Annotated in this window: 20 protein-coding genes and 2 pseudogenes; 7 read left to right on the top strand and 15 right to left on the bottom strand. The window is 63.3% G+C overall.

Annotated features, from left to right (window positions below):
* A pseudogene (locus ACK5JE_RS12485) lies at nucleotides 1-223 on the top strand (IS110 family transposase); the annotation flags it as partial.
* A gap of 16 nt (nucleotides 224-239) precedes the next feature.
* Nucleotides 240-359 (top strand): annotated as a pseudogene (locus tag ACK5JE_RS12480) (IS3 family transposase); the annotation flags it as partial.
* A 75-nt stretch (nucleotides 360-434) separates the two neighbouring features.
* On the opposite strand, the gene ACK5JE_RS12475 reads toward ACK5JE_RS12480, so the two are convergent.
* Together ACK5JE_RS12475 and ACK5JE_RS12470 are read right to left on the bottom strand one after the other, a co-directional pair.
* A complete protein-coding gene (locus tag ACK5JE_RS12475; RefSeq protein ID WP_416802025.1) occupies nucleotides 435-2,012 on the bottom strand; it encodes a serine hydrolase in 1,578 nt (525 codons plus the stop codon).
* 108 nt (nucleotides 2,013-2,120) lie between these two features.
* Entirely contained in the window at nucleotides 2,121-2,423 is a 303-nt protein-coding gene (locus tag ACK5JE_RS12470; RefSeq protein ID WP_416802024.1) for a hypothetical protein, read from the bottom strand.
* A gap of 226 nt (nucleotides 2,424-2,649) precedes the next feature.
* Between ACK5JE_RS12470 and ACK5JE_RS12465 the strand changes: the two genes are divergently transcribed.
* Complete coding sequence (locus ACK5JE_RS12465) at nucleotides 2,650-3,558, top strand: alpha/beta hydrolase (RefSeq protein WP_416802023.1); 909 nt, start codon at nucleotides 2,650-2,652, stop codon at nucleotides 3,556-3,558.
* Between the two features lie 217 nt (nucleotides 3,559-3,775).
* On the opposite strand, the gene ACK5JE_RS12460 is transcribed toward ACK5JE_RS12465, so the two are convergent.
* The 5 genes from ACK5JE_RS12460 to ACK5JE_RS12440 all read right to left on the bottom strand — a co-directional run bounded on the left by ACK5JE_RS12460 (nucleotide 3,776) and on the right by ACK5JE_RS12440 (nucleotide 7,592).
* A complete protein-coding gene (locus tag ACK5JE_RS12460) occupies nucleotides 3,776-4,051 on the bottom strand; it encodes a hypothetical protein (RefSeq protein WP_416802022.1) in 276 nt (91 codons plus the stop codon).
* Between the two features lie 343 nt (nucleotides 4,052-4,394).
* A complete protein-coding gene (locus tag ACK5JE_RS12455; RefSeq protein WP_416802021.1) occupies nucleotides 4,395-5,702 on the bottom strand; it encodes a Y-family DNA polymerase in 1,308 nt (435 codons plus the stop codon).
* A complete protein-coding gene (locus ACK5JE_RS12450; protein WP_416802020.1) occupies nucleotides 5,663-6,097 on the bottom strand; it encodes a LexA family protein in 435 nt (144 codons plus the stop codon). Before ACK5JE_RS12450 ends, ACK5JE_RS12455 begins: the two co-directional genes overlap by 40 nt.
* A gap of 113 nt (nucleotides 6,098-6,210) precedes the next feature.
* Nucleotides 6,211-6,927, bottom strand: a complete 717-nt coding sequence (gene queC / locus ACK5JE_RS12445; RefSeq protein WP_416802019.1) for a 7-cyano-7-deazaguanine synthase QueC — start codon at nucleotides 6,925-6,927, stop codon at nucleotides 6,211-6,213.
* The gene (locus ACK5JE_RS12440; RefSeq protein WP_416802027.1) at nucleotides 6,924-7,592 is read right to left on the bottom strand and encodes a 7-cyano-7-deazaguanine/7-aminomethyl-7-deazaguanine transporter; all 669 of its coding nucleotides are present in this window, start codon (nucleotides 7,590-7,592) and stop codon (nucleotides 6,924-6,926) included. The genes queC and ACK5JE_RS12440 overlap by 4 nt, the downstream gene beginning before the upstream one ends.
* 142 nt (nucleotides 7,593-7,734) lie before the next feature.
* Between ACK5JE_RS12440 and ACK5JE_RS12435 the strand changes: the two genes are divergently transcribed.
* The 3 genes from ACK5JE_RS12435 to ACK5JE_RS12425 all read left to right on the top strand — a co-directional run bounded on the left by ACK5JE_RS12435 (nucleotide 7,735) and on the right by ACK5JE_RS12425 (nucleotide 9,759).
* On the top strand, nucleotides 7,735-8,676 hold the full coding sequence (locus ACK5JE_RS12435; RefSeq protein ID WP_416802018.1) for a Dyp-type peroxidase: 942 nt from the start codon (nucleotides 7,735-7,737) through the stop codon (nucleotides 8,674-8,676).
* A gap of 63 nt (nucleotides 8,677-8,739) precedes the next feature.
* Complete coding sequence (locus ACK5JE_RS12430; RefSeq protein ID WP_416802017.1) at nucleotides 8,740-9,066, top strand: cupin domain-containing protein; 327 nt, start codon at nucleotides 8,740-8,742, stop codon at nucleotides 9,064-9,066.
* Nucleotides 9,067-9,144: 78 nt separating this feature from the next.
* A complete protein-coding gene (locus ACK5JE_RS12425) occupies nucleotides 9,145-9,759 on the top strand; it encodes an ABC transporter ATP-binding protein (protein WP_416802026.1) in 615 nt (204 codons plus the stop codon).
* Here ACK5JE_RS12425 and ACK5JE_RS12420 read toward each other — a convergent pair.
* Nucleotides 9,756-10,367, bottom strand: coding sequence for a hypothetical protein (locus tag ACK5JE_RS12420; protein WP_416802016.1), 612 nt, complete (start codon nucleotides 10,365-10,367; stop codon nucleotides 9,756-9,758). The genes ACK5JE_RS12425 and ACK5JE_RS12420 overlap by 4 nt on opposite strands.
* A 227-nt stretch (nucleotides 10,368-10,594) precedes the next feature.
* Here ACK5JE_RS12420 and ACK5JE_RS12415 point away from each other — a divergent pair, with 227 nt between their 5' ends.
* Nucleotides 10,595-11,170 carry a L,D-transpeptidase family protein gene (locus ACK5JE_RS12415; RefSeq protein ID WP_416802015.1) on the top strand — a complete coding sequence of 192 codons (576 nt, stop codon included), beginning with the start codon at nucleotides 10,595-10,597 and terminating at the stop codon, nucleotides 11,168-11,170.
* A 51-nt stretch (nucleotides 11,171-11,221) separates the two neighbouring features.
* Here the strand turns inward: ACK5JE_RS12415 and ACK5JE_RS12410 are convergent, their stop codons facing one another.
* The 7 genes from ACK5JE_RS12410 to ACK5JE_RS12380 all read right to left on the bottom strand — a co-directional run.
* Nucleotides 11,222-12,151 (bottom strand): phosphatidate cytidylyltransferase, encoded by a 930-nt coding sequence (locus ACK5JE_RS12410; RefSeq protein ID WP_416802014.1) that lies wholly within the window; start codon nucleotides 12,149-12,151, stop codon nucleotides 11,222-11,224.
* A gap of 1 nt (nucleotide 12,152) precedes the next feature.
* Nucleotides 12,153-12,776, bottom strand: a complete 624-nt coding sequence (locus tag ACK5JE_RS12405) for a lysophospholipid acyltransferase family protein (RefSeq protein ID WP_416802013.1) — start codon at nucleotides 12,774-12,776, stop codon at nucleotides 12,153-12,155.
* 17 nt (nucleotides 12,777-12,793) lie between these two features.
* Nucleotides 12,794-13,231, bottom strand: coding sequence for a hypothetical protein (locus ACK5JE_RS12400; protein ID WP_416802012.1), 438 nt, complete (start codon nucleotides 13,229-13,231; stop codon nucleotides 12,794-12,796).
* Nucleotide 13,232: 1 nt separating this feature from the next.
* Nucleotides 13,233-14,579, bottom strand: coding sequence for a phosphatase PAP2/dual specificity phosphatase family protein (locus ACK5JE_RS12395; RefSeq protein ID WP_416802011.1), 1,347 nt, complete (start codon nucleotides 14,577-14,579; stop codon nucleotides 13,233-13,235).
* A gap of 1 nt (nucleotide 14,580) precedes the next feature.
* Nucleotides 14,581-16,335 carry a bifunctional alpha/beta hydrolase/class I SAM-dependent methyltransferase gene (locus ACK5JE_RS12390; RefSeq protein WP_416802010.1) on the bottom strand — a complete coding sequence of 585 codons (1,755 nt, stop codon included), beginning with the start codon at nucleotides 16,333-16,335 and terminating at the stop codon, nucleotides 14,581-14,583.
* Between the two features lie 49 nt (nucleotides 16,336-16,384).
* Nucleotides 16,385-16,987 (bottom strand): CDP-alcohol phosphatidyltransferase family protein, encoded by a 603-nt coding sequence (locus ACK5JE_RS12385; RefSeq protein ID WP_416802009.1) that lies wholly within the window; start codon nucleotides 16,985-16,987, stop codon nucleotides 16,385-16,387.
* A gap of 347 nt (nucleotides 16,988-17,334) precedes the next feature.
* Nucleotides 17,335-17,542, bottom strand: a 208-nt coding sequence (locus ACK5JE_RS12380) for a transposase (protein WP_416802008.1), incomplete at its 5' end; no start/stop codon positions are given.

Below are 17,542 nucleotides of genomic sequence, written 5' to 3'. Positions count from 1 at the left end.
GTATCGCCTCAACCGAGGCGGCCATCGTCAACTCAACGCGGCACTTTACCGCACGGCGATCGTACGCATGCAGCACCACGAGCCGACCAAGTCCTACACCGCCCGCCGCACGGCCGAAGGCAAGAGCAAGCGCGACATCATCCGCTGCCTCAAACGCTATCTCGTGCGCGAGATTTACCACTTGGTGTGCCCATGCCCGGAAAGGACCAAAACGCCTACTTGACAGACATAGGAGCATCAATGCTGTGGCCGAAAGCTTCTTCCAGCTGCTCAAGCGCGAACGGATTCGTTGTCGCGTCTATGCCACCCGCGGACAGGCCGGAGCGGATATCTTCGACTACATTGAGATGTTCTACAACCTCGCCCAGCCTATATTATTCGACGTGTTCCGGTGACCGGTACGGCATCCCGCCGAATGACCGCCTGACGCCGGCCTATCGTCTGGCCCAGCGTCCCAGGCCATTGTCATCATAAAAACTGATGACGAATCCGTTGGCCTGTTCAGAACCTGGCTGGAACGCGATCGAGGCCAGCGAATCCACCAGCTCCGCTTCGCCCGCCGGCGCAAAGGCAAATGTGTCGCCATCCCAGTGTTCCAGCGGGAATTTCATGCCATCGGGACCGAGCACCAGGGTCAGCGCGCCATTGGTTTCCTGGATCGCCGCGGGGCCGTAGTAGGCGTTGTCGAATGTTCCCGTGTATTGGTGCAGCGATCTGGCCGACGTGGGTTTGTCCGGCCTGGGTTGACCCGACAGATCGGCCTGGGGGGCAAAGAAACCCAGCATCGCGCCGTTGTAAGCGGCGAACCAGTCGCGGCCAGGTTTGCCGTAAAGCGCGGTATCCACGAAATCGGCTACCACGGATTCAGCCGCGCCGACGGGAGCGCCGTTGGTCAGCACCACGATACCCATGCCTGCCGACGGCACGATCTTGAAGGCCGTTCCCGCCCCCAGCAAGAAAGCGCCTGAATGGCCCATGGAGGTCCGTCCGTCAGGCTCGATGCCCACATTGAATCCATAGCCGTAGGAACCCGGCCGGTCTGTCATCGCGTGGGGTCGCACGCTGAATGATTTGGGGGACAGCGCCAGCAGCAGGGCATCGGGTGCGATCAGTTGCTTGCCATGAGACTGACCGTTTGCCAGCAGCAGCTTCAGCCATTCGGCCAGATCGATCACATTGGAGGACACTCCGCCGGCCGGCGCCTGTTGATCGGCATTGCGTTCTCCCAGGGGCAGGAACTTGCCGTTCTGATAAGCATGCAGGATCGCGCGATTATCGCGCGCGGCGTCATCCCGGAAACGATAACTGGTGGCGGTCATGCCCAGCGGCTTGAACAGCTGCGCTTCGGCGAGTGTTTCCCAGGGCTGCTTTGCCGCCGCAGCGACCGCCTCGGCGGCGATTGTGGTGCTGAAGTTGGCGTAGTGATACGAGGCGCGAAACGCATCCAGGGGCAGCAATCTCAGCCGGTCGATGATGGTCTTGCGCTTGAACCCCAGATCCTCCAGATCGTCGCCCGCCGTGCCAGGCAAGCCGCTGCGGTGCGCGAAGAAATCACCGATCGTGCCGTGCGCTGTGACATACCCGTTGCTGAGTTTGAAATCCGGCAGGTAGCGAGAGACGGGATCGTCCCAGGAGATGACCCCTTGGGTCACCTCGATGCCGGCCACCGTGGCTGAAATCGATTTGGAGATCGAGGCGATCTGGAACACGGTCTGTGCATCCACCGCGCCCTCCTTGTCCACTTGGCGTTTGCCGTAGCCTTGAGCGAAGACGGTCTTGCCATCGATGACGACGGCCACGGCCATGCCGGGCACGTGGCTACGTTGCATGATGCTTTCGATAAGGCGTGGCAGTGCCCGGACCGCGCGCTCGCGGCTGCCTTGTGGAATCGCGACGGCATCCGCTGCCGGGTTGAGACCTGGCTCGATGGGGATCGTCTGTGCCCCGGCATGGATAGCATGACTCAAGGTCAAAAGAATCGCGGCGGCAATCAGCGTCAGCTTGTGGGTCATCATTGCTCCGGAGGTATGCTCTGGCGGCAGGGATCCGCCAGCAGCATTTCAGATCAGAAAATCAGGTGTCGGCGCTTTTTTCCACCAGGAAAAGAGGTCGGGCGCGGCTTAAAAGGGCACCCGCCCGAAGGTATCGACTGCGGGGGCCTCAAGCGCATTCATGGTGCTCACGTCAATGGTCAGCGCATGGTTGGCAGCTCTGCATGATTTATGCATGATGGCCTTGGCTTGCTTGTAGACCACCAGTCCGATGAAATCCCACCCTTCTCCGATACCGTTATAGGCAACATAGCTATAGGGCCCTGTCGTGAAAAGAGTGCTACGCCCGCCAAGTATTTTGCATGTTGTTTCATGTTCTCTCTGTCGATGCGTTCCTGCGATCACGCTACCATAAATTACAAAAAATACCATTTAAATGTCAATAATTATTTCCGATGTATTTGGAACTGCTTAAAGCCCGCATGGGTATTTGGTTCCGACTGGTTTTCCTGTTTTTCATGAGGCGTCATCCGCTGTTTTGAGGATGCGGGTCGAGTCGATCCCGGAGATAAAATGAATTCACGGCATCCGTTTTTCCTGCGTTGTCCGTGCGGTTGCGCGGCAGGCAAAGTCAGGATGGCATCGATGGGAGTCGACAATGACTGCAACGATCAGTTTTCTGTGCGCCGGGGCATTGACGGCATGCATGTTCGTTGATGCAGAAGCAAAGGTGCAGTCGTGGGGGTTTGCCCACGCAATGGTCTCGGCTGATGAGATCCTGGAAAAACATGCGCCACCGCCTGCGGGGGCTCGGATCCAGCACGATATTCCTTATGGCAGCGATCCGGCGCAGCGACTCGATCTCTATCGGCTGGCAAGAACCGAACGGGCGCCCATCCTGGTGATGGTGCATGGCGGTAGCTGGCAGCGTGGCGACAAGGCGCTGCCCTCGGTGGTCGTCAACAAGGTGAATCACTGGCTGATCGAGGGATTCATCATGGTGTCGCTGAACTACCGGCTGGCGCCGCGCGCCAATCCTCTTCACCAGGCGGATGATGTCGCCCGTGCGCTGGCCTATGTCCAGCAGCATGCCCCGGAATGGGGCGGTGACCCAAAACGCATCGTGCTGATGGGCCATTCGGCAGGTGCGCATCTGGTGGCGCTGGTTGCCGCAGCGCCCGAAATCACCCGTCGTGCGGGCGTCAAACCCTGGCTCGGGACGGTTGCGCTCGACAGCACGGTCTACAACGTCGTCACGCTCATGGAGCGGCGTCATTTGGAACTTTACGACCATGCCTTTGGCGATGATCAGGCCCTGTGGCGTGCGGCATCGCCGACACTGCGGCTCGAGACTGCGCCGGCCCCCATGCTGCTCGTCTGTTCGTCCCGACGCGCGGATTCATGCGCGATGGCACGGGAGTTCGCGCGGCAGGCGCACACGATGGGCGGACGAGTCACGACCCTGGAGGTCGATATGACGCATAGAGAGATCAATGCGCTGCTCGGTGACAGGGGCGCCTATACCGAAGCGGTGGATCAGTTCATGCATACGATTGGCGCGTACTAGGGGGCGCTTGCCGTCTCGCCCCCTTCTGTTGATACTCTTTTTCCCTCTCTCATGCTGGGCACTGGGCAGCATGACGCTGTCCGGTGTCGCATCGTGCGCCTGGCCAGGGCGGATGCCGCGTTCTGTCCCGCAATGATTCATTCATTCCATGAATATCCGGCCAGGGGAAGTCTTTTCCAAAACACAGATGAGTCTGAACTTGCAGGGAACTGGCGGTTCAGGCGGCCTTGTCGGCGGATCGTCGATGAATGGTTGCAAACAGCGCCGAGCGGGCCTTTTGCAGCTGCTCGGCGGCTTCATTATCGCTCATGGCCCGCGCCTCGATGAGCAGGCCCTGTAGGGTGATGCCGGGCTTGAGCCCCCGGGCGCGCGCCGGCAGGCTGTGCAGCTTCTCCAGCGGAGTTCGCACGAGCGCTTGAGGGTAGGTGGCGCGGATCTTGTCTTTGGCATCGATCGTCTGCTCGGGGAACAGTCCTTCACGCATGCGGTCCATGTTCTGCGCCGGCGGCTGCCTCAGGCGGCTTCCCCCCCCCTCGTAGAGCAACGGCGTGGCTTGCCAGCGTGCTTGCCGAAATGGCGCGTGGACGCTGTATCCACTCGCGCGCCAGGACCAACCCCAGGGGAGTCAAGCGCAAGATGTCGAACTTTTCTCTGCGGATATGTGGCGCCCCGCTGAACCGACATACTCGTTTTGACATCCAAATTTTTTTAATTAAACAGTATTGGGGCTAAATAAAGATGATCTTGGTTGGCTATGATTTTGTGCCGTTGTCTGTTGAATGGACAAAAATTGACAGAAAGACCCGACGCGATCGGCGTGTGCTTTTGGGCGGGCGCTATTTGACCTCGGCGATCGCCTCCCAGCATGTCGTGTAGTTCGGCGACCGATGCGCCTGACGCATCTGCCATCGGGCACCGGGCTGGGGCAGGGCGCTGGCCCGTTGGACTGTCTGGCTGCCAAACCGCTGGTTGAGGGCATCCACGACAGCCATGGCCCGCCCTGATCGGGCCGTCTCGTCGGCCCGCGGATCGTCGTCGAACAGCACGCCTTGCCGCTGTGCCGGGATGGCGGGGCGCACGTCCAGCAGACAGACTCCCGCCCTGGCATAGTCGAATCCCGGCTGGAATGCCGACCGCAGGCCGCGCAGCGCGGCCTTGAGCAGCCTGGGCGTGCTGTCCGTGGGAGTGTCCAGCGGGATGACGGTGCTGTCCGATCGCTGTGGCCCGGTCTGGAAATGGCTGGTCCGGATGAAGACCTGCAAGGCGGCCGTCTGGGCGTGTTGCCGCCGCAGCTTTTCCGCCGCGCGGCTGGTGAACAGGCTGATGGCCTGTTCCAGCTCGGTCAGTTCACGCACGGGCAGGCCGAAACTGCGGGTGGACATGATTTGCTGTTTTGGGAGCGGCACATCGGCCCAGCCGATAGCGGGTTCGCCGCACAGTTCCCGCGCGGTCCTGGCCAGCACGATGGAGTATCGCCGCCGCAAGGTGTCGGGATCGGCCTGCGCCAGATCGGCCGCCGTGCGGATGCCGGATGCCTCCAGGTCGGGGCTCAGGCGCCGGCCCACCCCCCAGACCTCCCGGATGGGCACATGGCGGATGGCGCGCATCAGTTCCGCCTGGCCCAGGCCGGACAGGTCGCAGACGCCTTGCAGGCGCGGCAGGGACTTGGCCAGATGGTTGGCGAGCTTGGCCAGTGTCTTGGTCGCACCGATGCCGACGCAGGTGGGAATGCCGACCCATCGCAGCACGCGCTGCCGGATCCGGGTGCCGATGTCGCGTCCCGTACCGGGCAGGCCGGTCAGATCCAGAAAGCATTCGTCGATGGAATAGCATTCCTGGGCGGGGGAGAATTGCCCGATGACCCGCATCATGCGGTCGCTCATGTCGCCGTACAGGGCGAAGTTGGCGGAAAGGGCGACCAGCCCCCGGGCGCGCAGGTGCCGGATCTTGAACCAGGGGGCGCCCATGGCGATGCCCATGGCCTTGGCCTCTGTCGTGCGGGCGATGGCGCAGCCGTCGTTGTTGGACAGCACGATGACGGGTCTGCCCTCCAGGGACGGGCACAGGACCCGTTCGCAGGCGCAGTAGAAACTGTTGCCGTCGATCAGGGCGATCCGTGGCGGCCGGCGGGTTTGAGTATCCATGTGACGACTCCCCAGATGATCAGTTCCTGGCCGTGGCGTGGCACGATGTCCGCAAAGGCGGGATTGGCCGCCCGCAGGCAGACCTTGCCGTGGTGGCGGGACAGGGTCTTGACGGTGAAATCACCGTCGACGACGGCGACCACGATGTCGCCGTGCCGGGCCTCCCGTGCGCGGTCCACGATCAGGGCGTCACCGTCTCCGATACCCGCGTTGCGCATGGATTCACCCCGGGCGCGCAGGTAGAAGGTGGCCTCGGGGTGCTGGATCAGGACGGTGTTCAGGTCGATCCGTTTTTGGGCATGGTCCTCCGCCGGGCTGGGAAAGCCGCAGTGCGCCGGGGTTTGGATATGGCGGCAGAGGGCGGGACGCGAGGTGAGCGCGAGGGGCGTATCCATGGCAAGAAATAACTGTCTTTATGCACAGTATTATAGTCATGCCATCTCATCTCGGATTGTCATCCGGCGGGGGATTTTCTGTGCCGGTCCGGCACAGGCGCGTCCGTATCGCCTCAGTCGCGTCGTCGTTGTGCCATCCAGGCCTGGTGGCCTTGCGCGCGCAGCGTGCAGGCCGGGCACTCGCCGCAACCGTAGCCCCAGGCATGCAAGGTGTGACGGTGGTTCAGGTAGCAGGTGTGGGTCTGCTCACGCACCAGGTCCACCAGCGCGTCGCCTCCCAGCGTGTGCGCCAGTTTCCAGGTGGCGGCCTTGTCCAGCCACATCAGCGGGGCCTCCAGCGTCAGGGGGCGGTCGATCCCCAGGCTCAGGGCCACCTGCAGCGCTTTGAGCGTATTGTCGCGGCAGTCGGGATAGCCGGAATAGTCCGTCTGGGACATGCCGCCCACCAGGACGTCCAGTCCGCGCCGATAGGCCAGGGCCGCGGCCAGGGTGAAGAACAGCAGGTTGCGCCCCGGCACGAATGTGTTGGGCAGGCCGTCGGCCTGCATGGCGATGGCGATTTCATCGGTCATGGCCGAGGCGCCCAATTGTCCCAGGACATCCACATCCAGCAGATGATCGTCTCCCAGGCGCCGGGCCCATGCCGGTTGCAGTCCGGTCAGGCGCTGGCGCAGTGTGAGGCGGCAGTCCAGTTCGGCGCGGTGGCGCTGCCCATAGTCGAAGCCGATGGTTTCGACGTGGTCGTAGCGCGCCAGCGCCCAGGCCAGGCAGGTAGTGGAGTCCTGGCCGCCCGAGAACAGGACCAGGGGCCGGCGCGAGGCTGTGCTCATGCCGCGGCCGGCAGGGTCTCGCGCCGCCGCATGGCCCGGATGATCGCATTCAGGGCCACGCCGTACATCGGCACGAAGAACAGCAGGCTGACGGCCAGCTTGATGATGTAGTCCACGATGGCGATTTCGCCCCAGTTCGCGGCCATGAAGAGGTTTTCGCTGTGCCAGAAGGCAATGCCGAAGAAGGCGAACGTATCCAGCGCCTGACCGAGCACGGCGGAGGCGGCTGGCGCGACCCACCATTGCACGTAGTTGCGCCGCATGCGGTCAAAGACGTGCACGTCCAGCAGTTGTCCCAGGACATAGGCCGAGAAGCTGGCAAAGGCGATGCGGAACACGAAGGTATTGAATGTCCCCAGTGCGTCCACGCCGTTGAAACGGCCTTCGTGGAACAACACGGACACGACGTAGGAGACGACCAGGGCGGGCACCATGGCGCGCAGGATCACCCGGCGTGCCTGGGCTTTGCCGATCAGGCGCACGGTCAGGTCGGTGGCCAGAAAGATGAAGGGAAAGCTGAACGCCCCCCAGGTGCTGTGAAAGCCGAACAGATCGATGGGCAGCTGCACCAGATAGTTGCTGGCGATGATGATCAGGATATGGAACGCGACGAGCAGGGCGAGATGCAGCGATACGCGCGATGGCGGGACGGATGCGGATGACATGCGGACCTTTTTGGTGGATGGGGTGAGGGAACCCATGAGTGGAAATCATGCAGGTACGCATTATACGCTGCGCCGGTTCTGCTCTGCGGGGCACAAGGTAAACTGCTTGTATGGATTCGCCGACCCTGCAAGGAGAAAGCCATTGTCTTCCGTCACGCATCAACCTGTTGACGCGCCGCTCTCGCAAGCGGCCATGTATCTGGTCCTGGCCATCAATCCGGGGCAGGCGCCTCTGGACGCCGTGCGTTCGCTCTGTGCGGACTTGTCGGGGCTGGTTCGCTCCGTCGGATTCCGCGACCTCGAAAGCCATCTGTCCTGCATCCTGGGTTTTGGCTCCGACGCCTGGGACCGCCTGTTCGGCGCGCCCCGGCCCAAGGACCTGCATCCTTTCAAGGAGATCCGGGGTGAGCACCATGCCGTGTCCACGCCAGGCGACATCCTGCTGCACATCCGTGCCGCGCGCATGGATCTGTGTTTCGAGCTGGCCACCCAGGTGACCTCGCGGCTGGGGCAGGTCGTCACGGCCGTGGACGAGGTGCATGGCTTCAAATATTTTGACGCCCGCAATCTGGTCGGGTTCGTGGACGGCTCGGAAAATCCCGTCGGCGCCGATGCGGTGGCCGCCACGGTCGTCGGCGACGAGGATGCCGGTTTCGCAGGCGGCAGTTATGTGATCGTGCAGAAATACCTGCATGACCTGGCCGGCTGGAATGCGCTGCCCGTGGAAATGCAGGAAAAAATCATCGGCCGCACCAAGCAGACCAACATCGAATTGGCCGATGATGTGAAACCGAGTTGGGCCCACAATGCGCTGACCGTGATCGAGGACGAGGGCGAGGAGTTGGACATCGTGCGCGGCAACATGCCTTTTGGCGATGCGGGCAAGGGTGAATTCGGCACCTATTTCATCGGCTATGCCAGGTCGCCGAGCCGGATCGAACAGATGCTGGAGAACATGTTCATCGGCCGTCCGCCGGGCAATTATGATCGGCTGCTGGATTTCAGCCGCGCCGTCACGGGCACCCTGTTCTTCGTGCCGTCGGCCGACTTCCTGGCCGATGCGCCCGGGTTCGGCGAGTCATGACTTCCTGTCGGGGCTGCGCGTCAGCTGATGGCCGATGACTGATGGCTGACGGAGCGGGGCATCATGGCTGACAGGGGCAATCCGGGCTTTTCTTTCACCGACAGCGCCACGGCGCCCTGGATCGATTCCAGGTTCGCGCCGGGCGTGCAGGTCAAGAATCTGGGCAAGGCCGATGGACGAGGCCTGCAACTCGTCCGCTTTGCGCCGGGGGCGACCTTTCCCCGGCATCTGCATCACGGCGCCGAGTTCATTTTTCTGCTCGAGGGCGAGGCGTTCCAGAACGGCACGCGGCTGCTGCCCGGCTGGTCGTCCGTGGCGGCGCCGGGAACGGTCGACGAAGACTTCCGCAGCGAGACGGGATGCCTGTTCCTGTTCTGCTCTCCGTTGTGAGCATGGCCGGGCTGGTGGCCGGCGCCCTGAGGACGGGCGCACTGGCCGGTCATGGCTTTCCTGCGTACACTTGCGGGCATGTTGCGAATCGACGCTCTCACCAAATACTACGGCGACCTTCTTGTTTTCCAGGAACTGACGCATGCGTTCCCGCCCGGATGCGTCGCGCTGTGCGAGGAGGACAGCACGGGCAAGTCCACCCTGCTGAGCATCATCGCGGGTGTGCTCGCGCCCGATGCGGGGGATGTCTGGATCGACGGGCATTCGATCAGCCGCGCGCCGTTGCAGGCCAGGGCCCGTCTGGCCCATGTTCCTGAAGATTGCCTGGCGTTTCCCTCGTGGACGGGGCGCGAATGGCTCGAGCAGGTCGCTGCCGAAAAGGCCGCGGCGCTGGATGAGGCGGTGCTGGACCTGGCTGGCCGCCTGGGGCTGGCGCCGCATCTGGACAAACGGTTTGAACAGATGTCGACGGGGACGCGCCGCAAGGTCTACCTGACGGCCGCAGCGCTGGGCGATCCGGCCGTCGTCGTCGCGGACGGCCCCAGCAACGGGCTGGATGCGCAGGCCCGCGCGGCCCTGGCCGAACAGTTCGAGATCTGGTCGCAGGATCGTGTCGTGCTGTTCGCCAGCCATGATGCCGAGCTGGTGCAACTGTGCGGCGCCAGAAGGGTGAGGGTTGCCGACCTGCGCTAGACAGCGCCCCGCCACCATTGCCGATAGGCCGCCCGGGTCACGTCGGAGACGGAGTCCAGCACCTTCTGGTGCTTGACCTGATGCCGCAGCATCAGCCGCGCATCGGCCACGGAGCGTGATTTGCAATACCAGTGGCAGCTGTGCTGCAGCAGATACAGCTCTGCCGACAGGTGGTAGGCGCGGGTCTTCGGATCCAGGCGGTTTTCGTTGTCCACCACATGGCGCAGACCGGCCGCGTGGATGCGCAGCAATGCGCGGAAATCCCGCGTCGGCACGGGAAGGAAATGCTCGGCGTAGGGGATGCACAGCGGCAGCATGCTCATGCGGGTGGCCTGTTTGCTTTCCTGTTGCATGTCGTCGGCCAGCCGTTGCGCCTGTGTTGCCACGGCCTGCTCGGCCTGCGCGAAGGTTTCCAGCACCTGGAGCTGGCGGGCCTCGGATGCTTCGTGGATGGCGCGGGTGTAGCCCTGTGTCAGGGTTTCCATGTGGCGTTCGATCTGCAGGCCGGCAAGCTGGCGGCCCAGCAGCGCAATGCGCGAGCGCTGATAGCGCATGCGCAGCGCCAGCCATGCCACAAGGGTGATCAAAAGGATCGATGCGATGTCCATTGTCTGTGTGCTTCCTTCATCCTGCCGGAATACTGGCATACAAAATTCAAAAGGCCCAAACCGGGGCGAGGCTTGCTCGATGTCGGGGATGGGGGGCGAGGCCCGTGCCGGCCTCGTATGATGCGGATACAAAATAAGTGTCAAGCCGGTGCTGATGGCTTGATCTGATGCGGGCGGGGCCGATATTCTTACCCGAATTTCTTTTCAATGCATTCCGGGTTCCGTCCATGTCGCACTTGCGCGCACGTTACTTCCTTGTTGCGGTGTTGTTTCTGGTTGCCGTCGGCTTTTTCTATACCAGGGTCATGGCGAGAGTCTCCACCGTCGAACCGCCCGCACTGGTCGCCAAGGCGCAACAGGCGGATCGGATCATCGTGTCCAAGGCCGACAAGACGCTGTATCTGTTCCAGGGCGACACACTCCTGAAAAGCTATCGCATCAGCATGGGGCGCGATTGGGACGCGGGCCCCAAACAGCGCGAGGGCGATGAGCGCACCCCCGAGGGCTCCTATACGATCGATTGGCGCAATCCCCGCTCGGTGGCCTATCTGAGCCTGCATATTTCCTATCCCGATGCGCGAGATCGCGCGCGCGCCCAGGCCGGGAACTATTCCCCCGGCGGGGCGGTCATGATTCACGGCCTGCCCAATGGCTGGGGCGCTCTGGGGGCGCTGCATCAGCGATTCGACTGGACGGATGGCTGTCTGGCCGTGACGAACGAGGAGATGCGGGAGATCTGGTCATTGACGCCGAACGGCACGCCGATCGATATTCATGCCAGATGGACGCCGCAAGTCTCGTGAGCTGCGCGCGAGGGCCATGCACCGCCTTGCCTCGGCAGGGCATCCAGGGCCCTAGACCCACCAATACCGCACGACATGGAAAAAGACCGGCGCGGCAAAACAGACTGAATCCAGCCGGTCGAGCATGCCGCCATGACCTTCGATCATGTGGCCCCAGTCCTTGACGCCCCGGTCCCGTTTGATCGCGGACATGACCAGGCCGCCTGCGAACCCCAGCAGGCAGACCAGCAGAGCGGCGAGCGCGGCCTGCCAGGGCAGGAATGGGGTCACCCAGTACAGGCTGGCGCCGATGAGGGTGGACAGCGCGATCCCGCCGGCGAATCCCTCGACGGTTTTGGATGGAGAAAGCGAGGGCGCGATTTTCCGCTTGCCGAACAGCTTGCCACACACATATTGCAGGACGTCAGAAATCTGCACGACCAGGATGAGCCAGGCCACCAGCAGCAGGTTCTTGCCCTCGAAACCGGGGATGGGAAGGATCACCAGCGCGGGGACGGCGGAAATGCAGTAGACGGTGATCATCAGGCCCCACTGGACATTGGCGGCGCGCTCCAGGTAGCGCACGGTATCGCCGCCGAATGAGGACAGGATGGGCAGCAGCAAGAACAGATAGACGGGGATGAAGATGGCGTACAGACCATACCAGTCCACCCAGATCAGCAGATACTGCACGGGCAGCGCAAAATAGAACGCCGCGACCAGTGCGGGATAGTCGCTGCGCCGTGTCGGCGTCAGCGTGATGAATTCGCGCAAGGCGTAAAAAGAAATCAAATAGAACAGAATGACGATGCCGGCGCGGCCCATCGTGAACGCCAGGCCGATCACCAGCGCCATGACCCACCAGGCGTAGATGCGCGCGTTCAGATTGTCGATGACGGGGTTGGGCGACCGGGTCCGCCATTTCAGCAGTTGGCCGATCATGGTGGCGATCAGCAGCAGACCGCCGATGCCCAGGAACAGCAAGCGGGCGTTGGGTTCCATCTCAGCCCTCCTGTGTGGCCAGCGCCAGCAATGTGTTCCGGGCCCGGTCCAGGAAGGCCTGCTTGTCCTCGTCTGGCTCCAGGACGAGTGGCGCGCCGAAATACAGGGTGCAGAGCAAGGGCAGGGGCAGCGCCTTGCCTTTGGGCATCACGCGGTTCAGGTTGGCGATCCAGACCGGGACGATCTCCACGTCCGGCCGGCGACGGGCCAGGTGATACAGGCCGCTCTTGAAAGGCAGCAGCTTTTCTTCCCCCTGGTTGCGCGTGCCCTCGGGAAAGATGATCATCGAGTCTCCCCGCTCGAGCGTATCCGCCAGCGTCTGCAGCGGATCGGTTTCGGGCGTGCTGCGCGTGCGGTCGATCAGCACACCATTGAAGACCCGCTGGATCAGGAATCGGCGCCATTTGCCGGCCAGCCAATAGTCGGCGGCCGCGACCGGACGGGTGCGTTGGCGCAATGCCAGGGGCAGCGAGGCCCAGAGCAGGACAAAGTCGACATGGCTGTTGTGGTTGGCGTAGTAGATGCGTTGCCGGGGCGTCGGCGTGCATCCCAGCCACAGGGCCCTTGCGCCTGTCAGCAGCCGGGCGGCGGAGGTGATGATGAACGCGATCAGAGAGCCGGTCATGGAATGCCTTGTGCGGGTCAGTCGAGCCAGAGCAGCGCCACGCATGCGGTCAATGTGCTCACGCATTGCACAAGCAGGCAGGCAGCCTGCCATCGTAGCAGTCGCAATGCCCCTTGGCCGCGTTCGGCGACACTGCGAAAATCCTCGGGCGTGGGTGCCAGGCCCAACTGGTGCAGCGCGTCGTCGAGTTCGCGGGCGCGCACGTCAAACGTGTCTGCATGCCGGTCGGCCAGCACGACGAACAGATGCGCATCGATGCCGACACGCAGCGCCCAGTATTTCTGGATCCCTCCGGCCAGGAGCAGCACGAGGGCCAGGCTACGCCCCAGCGGATGGGTGGCCGCACCGAAAAGCGGCGCCAGGCCGATGGCCAGCCCGATCAGGGTCAGGATGCCGGATGCCCGATCCATTGGGCGGCCGCGCTGCAGGATCGCGGTCAGCAGATGCAGTTGCATGTCAGATGCCATGGGCGGCGACCTCGGATGAGGAGGGCTGGCGCGCTAGCGGCGCCAGCGCCAGGAGTTGGGCGTCCGTCAGGACGACATGGGGGCGCGCGGCGCGCAGGCGCGCCAGCGCATCGCGGCTGGTGCCGTAGCGTCCCGTGTGCAGCATCCAGGCGGCGATGGCCGTTGCGCTGCGCGAGTAGCCCAGCGCGCAGCAGACGAGCACGGTGCCGTGCGGACGCAGGTTTTCGATGGCGGTGGCCGCGCGGACGCACAGCGCGCTGTCGGGGGCGGTCAGATCCAGCACGGGCAGGCTGCAATAGGGTTTGTTCTCCGGATGCAGGGGCAGTTCGGCGCAGAGGTCCACGATGGCATCGAAGCGGTCCGCTCCATGCGCTGCGGGGAGGCGGCCCAGCCAGATGTTGTCCATCACATGTACCGGTTCGGGCGCTCGCCGTGTCCAGAGGCGTGAATTGATCCAGGCGCCGACGAGATAGGGCGCGAACAGCCAGCGCGCGCTGGCGCTGAGCCGGCCGGAGAGCTGCTTCTGGAAACCCGCGGCGTCGAACGCCAGGTAGTTCAGCGCCACCATCAGGAGTGAGACCGCGGGCCAGTAGAGCCAGAGCGCCGCGCCGCCCAACCCTTGCCCGATGAGCGCCAGTCCCAGGGCGCCGACGCAGTAGCGCAGCGCCAGGGCCCGACGGCGGGGATCCTGTGTGAGGCGGGCCGTGGCAAGGGGCGAGGGCCCATCGTCCGGCCAGAGCCACAGGCAGAGGAATCCCGCCAGCAGGCCGGTGGGGACGTCGATGAAGTGATGTTGCCAGGTGGTCAGGACTGAAATGCCGATCAGCAGGAACCAGCCGTGCAGCAGCCAGCGCCAGCGTGCTGGCGTATGCGCGGCATAACGCGCCCACAGCACCACCAGCAGCACGATGTGCAGCGACGGCGCCTGGTTGAAGGGCTGATCGAACCCCATGAGTACATCGAACAGCCAGCCGGTCGGGCCGTCGAGCGGTGGGCGGGTCAGGGAAAAGGTCAGCGGCCAGATCAGAAAGCAGGCCACGCAGAGGATCTGGGCAGTCAGCAACCGCTCGGCATGCCGATCCATTTCCCGGCGTGTATGCGGCAACAGGAAAGACAGCCCGTACAGCAGGTCGATGGACCAATAGGGGATGATGGTCCAGGGAAGCAGGGGGATGGCCTGTTCCCAGGCAAATACCACGGAGCCCACACCGGCGCGCTGGCTGGTGACCCAGTTGGCGAAACCGTAGCTGAGGAAAAAGAACGGGCCCAGCATGAGCAGCCACAGGATGCCTCGTTTCCAGAGGCCCGGCTCGTGTGCGGGCGTGGCGCCGCTCATGTCAGCCTGTTCGCTGCGCGAGCGTGGCGGTGAAGATGCCCCAGTCATCGACGCGCTGAGTGATTTTTCTGAAACCGGCATGCGCGGCCAGCTGGTCCATCTCATCCTGGCTGCGGCGCCGCATGACCCAGGCCTGACCGGCCCGGTGGCTGGTCAGGGCGCGGGCGATGAACGCCAGTTGCGGATGCCAGGGCTGGTTGGTGTAGATGAGCAGGGTGCCGGGCGCCATGGCGTCGGCCAGACCCGCGAGCGAATTGCCGATCATGGCATTGTCGGCGAACAGTTCGTACAGGCCCGATACGACCGCCAGCGTGGGCTTTGGCGTCAGGGCGGCCAGGTCGTCGCGGTCGAAGGCGTCCGCCTGCATGAACCGCGCGATGCCGCTCAGGCCTTTTTCCTCGATGAGTGCCTGGCCGTCGCGGACATTGATGTCGCTGTAGTCGCGCAGCAGGACCGATTCAGGTTTGTCGGGGCTCTGGGCAATCGCATCCAGGATATAGCGCCCATGGCCCGCGGCGATATCCACGATATGGATGGGGCGGTCGGCCGCGCGCAATTGCGACATGGCCAGCCTGAGCAGGCTTTCGACGTTCAGTTTGCGCTGACGGATGCCACGCCAGCCGATGGCGTTCAGGTAGTTGCGGTCGATCAGCCTGCCCAGCGGCGGTACTCCGTCGGGCTGGTTGCGATAGACATAATCCAGCGTGCTGCCGGAGTCGAACCCGGTCTCGACGCCCAACCGCATACCGCTGGAGACGCGCGCGCCCAAGGCGAGCCCGGCGCGGGTCGCCCGCCAGTACAGTCCCGCAGCCGATCGCTGCGGCAGTGGCGTGGCCAGGGCCTCGGCTTCCGCGCAGCTCCAGCCCTGCTTGTCGGCGTCGCGCAGCATCTGGGGTGGCGCTGGCGTATCGAAGTGATGCGTGACGAACCTGCGGATGCGCTGCGTCGCCTGTTCGCGTCTGGCCTCGCCCAGCGTGTCGTGAAAGAAACCGGGCAGCACGTGCATTTCCTTGTGCGGACTGCCCAGGCGCTCGAAGAAGCGGGTTTGCGGCTTGCGGTGCACGACGAAATCCGCGCCGGAAATCAGCAGCTGGGTCGGCACGGTGATGGACTGCGCATCGCTGACGACGCGCTCGGCGGCCTCGTACAGTCCCAACAGGACATTGACCGAGATGGCGCGGGTGATCAGCGGGTCCTGGTCGTACGAGGCGATGCGCGCCGGATCATGGCTGAGAAACCGGGCCTTGACATAGCTGTCGACGAAAAAATTGCCGCGCAGGGCGCGCATCAGTTTCAGCCCCGGTCTGGCAAAGGGCACATACAGTTTGACCTTGAAGGCGGGGGACGCCAGGACCAGCGCGCGGATGCGCGGCGCGTAATCGTGCACCCACGTCGCGGCCACCACTGCGCCCACGCTTTGTGCCACGACGACGACGTCGTGGATGTCGATGCTGTGCTGGCGGGCGATGTGTTCCATGAAGGCCTGCACATCGCTCACGCTGGTGCCAAAGCTGGGGCTGTCGCCGCGCGCGCCAGGGGACAGCCCATGGCCTCGGGCATCCCAGGCAAAAAAATCGCAATCGGGCAGATCCAGTTCATCGACCAGATGGGCAATGCGTCCGCCATGCTCGTGTCCGCGGTGGAACAGGACGATGGCGCGCCGGGTCTGGCCGGCGGCAGGTTCGCCGGGCCAGTGACGGTAGGCCAGGTCCACGCCATCGAAAGTGGTGAAAGAGAGGATGTCGGCGGTGCGCATGCGTTTTTGTCTTGTTCGGTTGCTGAGTGTCGACAGTGAGGCGATCGTATCAGGTGTGCGATAACCCTCGCTGTACGCGATTGAAGATGGTGTACATCAGCAGGGCCAGCACCCCGCAGAACACGATATTGAGCCAGGGAGCCGCAGTGACGCCGCAGCCCACGATGGCGCCCAGCAAGCCGAACACGGCGGCGCGATCGCTCTTGCCCATGGGGCCGTCGTATCGGCGTGTTGCGCCGACCATCAGGCCGAGCACGCCGGCATATTCCGAAAACACCGCCATGAGCACCACGCACACGACCAGCAGGGGAGACACGCCCGGCAATAATGCAAAGGGCAGATACAGCGCGCTGTCGGCCAGGACATCGCACAATTCGTTCAGATAGGCGCCCAGCCGGGACTGCTGGCCGAATTCACGCGCCAGCATGCCGTCGATGGCATTCAGGGCCATGCGCATGAACATCCAGACTGGAATGAGCAGAAAAGGCCAGGCCAGGGGCGCCTTCCAGGCGACGATCGATGCAATCAGCAGGGAAACCACCGCAGCGGCCAGCGTGACCTGATTCGCCGTGGTGCCGCAGGCATGAAGCCAGGTCACCAGCGGCCGCAGCATGTTCTGGAAACGCGGCTTGAGGGAATAGATGGAAATCATGGATTGTGTCGATTCCCCGGATTCATCAGGGATCCGTTTGCATGGCGAGGGCATTATAGGTTGCCTTGTGCCGATATGAGGATGTTCTTGATACTGTTTGACATCCGGTGCAAGTACGGATGCCTGTCGGTCGAGTCATGGCTTGAGCGGAACCGCAGGCCGTTTCAGGATGTTTGCGACGGGGAGAGGTGGCTTCGGTTGTTTGGACAGGGTCCTGAAGTTTTTAAGTGGAACATCCCAGGCGATCATGCTGCCGATTTGATCGCAGGCAGCGTCGCGAAGTATGCCTCATCCGGGGTCTGATCGGGAGTGTCAGATTTTTTGTGGGCGGGGCGGTTTGACATCGTTCAATCCCTGGCCTCGGTGAACCGTTCGCCGAACAGGATGGCGAACTGATTCATGGCTGCTTTCCACGTATGAACCGATCGTGACGGCTTGGCCAGCACATTTCGCAGTGCCAGCCACAAGAGCTTCACGGCCGCCTCATCATTGGGGAACTGACCCCGGTTCTTAATGATTTTACGCAGTTGCCGGTTCATGTTCTCGATGGCGTTG

It is taken from the genome of Castellaniella sp., from assembly GCF_047971665.1.
In the GTDB taxonomy this organism is placed as follows: Bacteria; Pseudomonadota; Gammaproteobacteria; order Burkholderiales; family Burkholderiaceae_B; genus Castellaniella.
The sequence above is the reverse complement of the archived record's forward strand: the minus strand, read 5'-3'. Positions and strand labels throughout refer to the sequence as shown.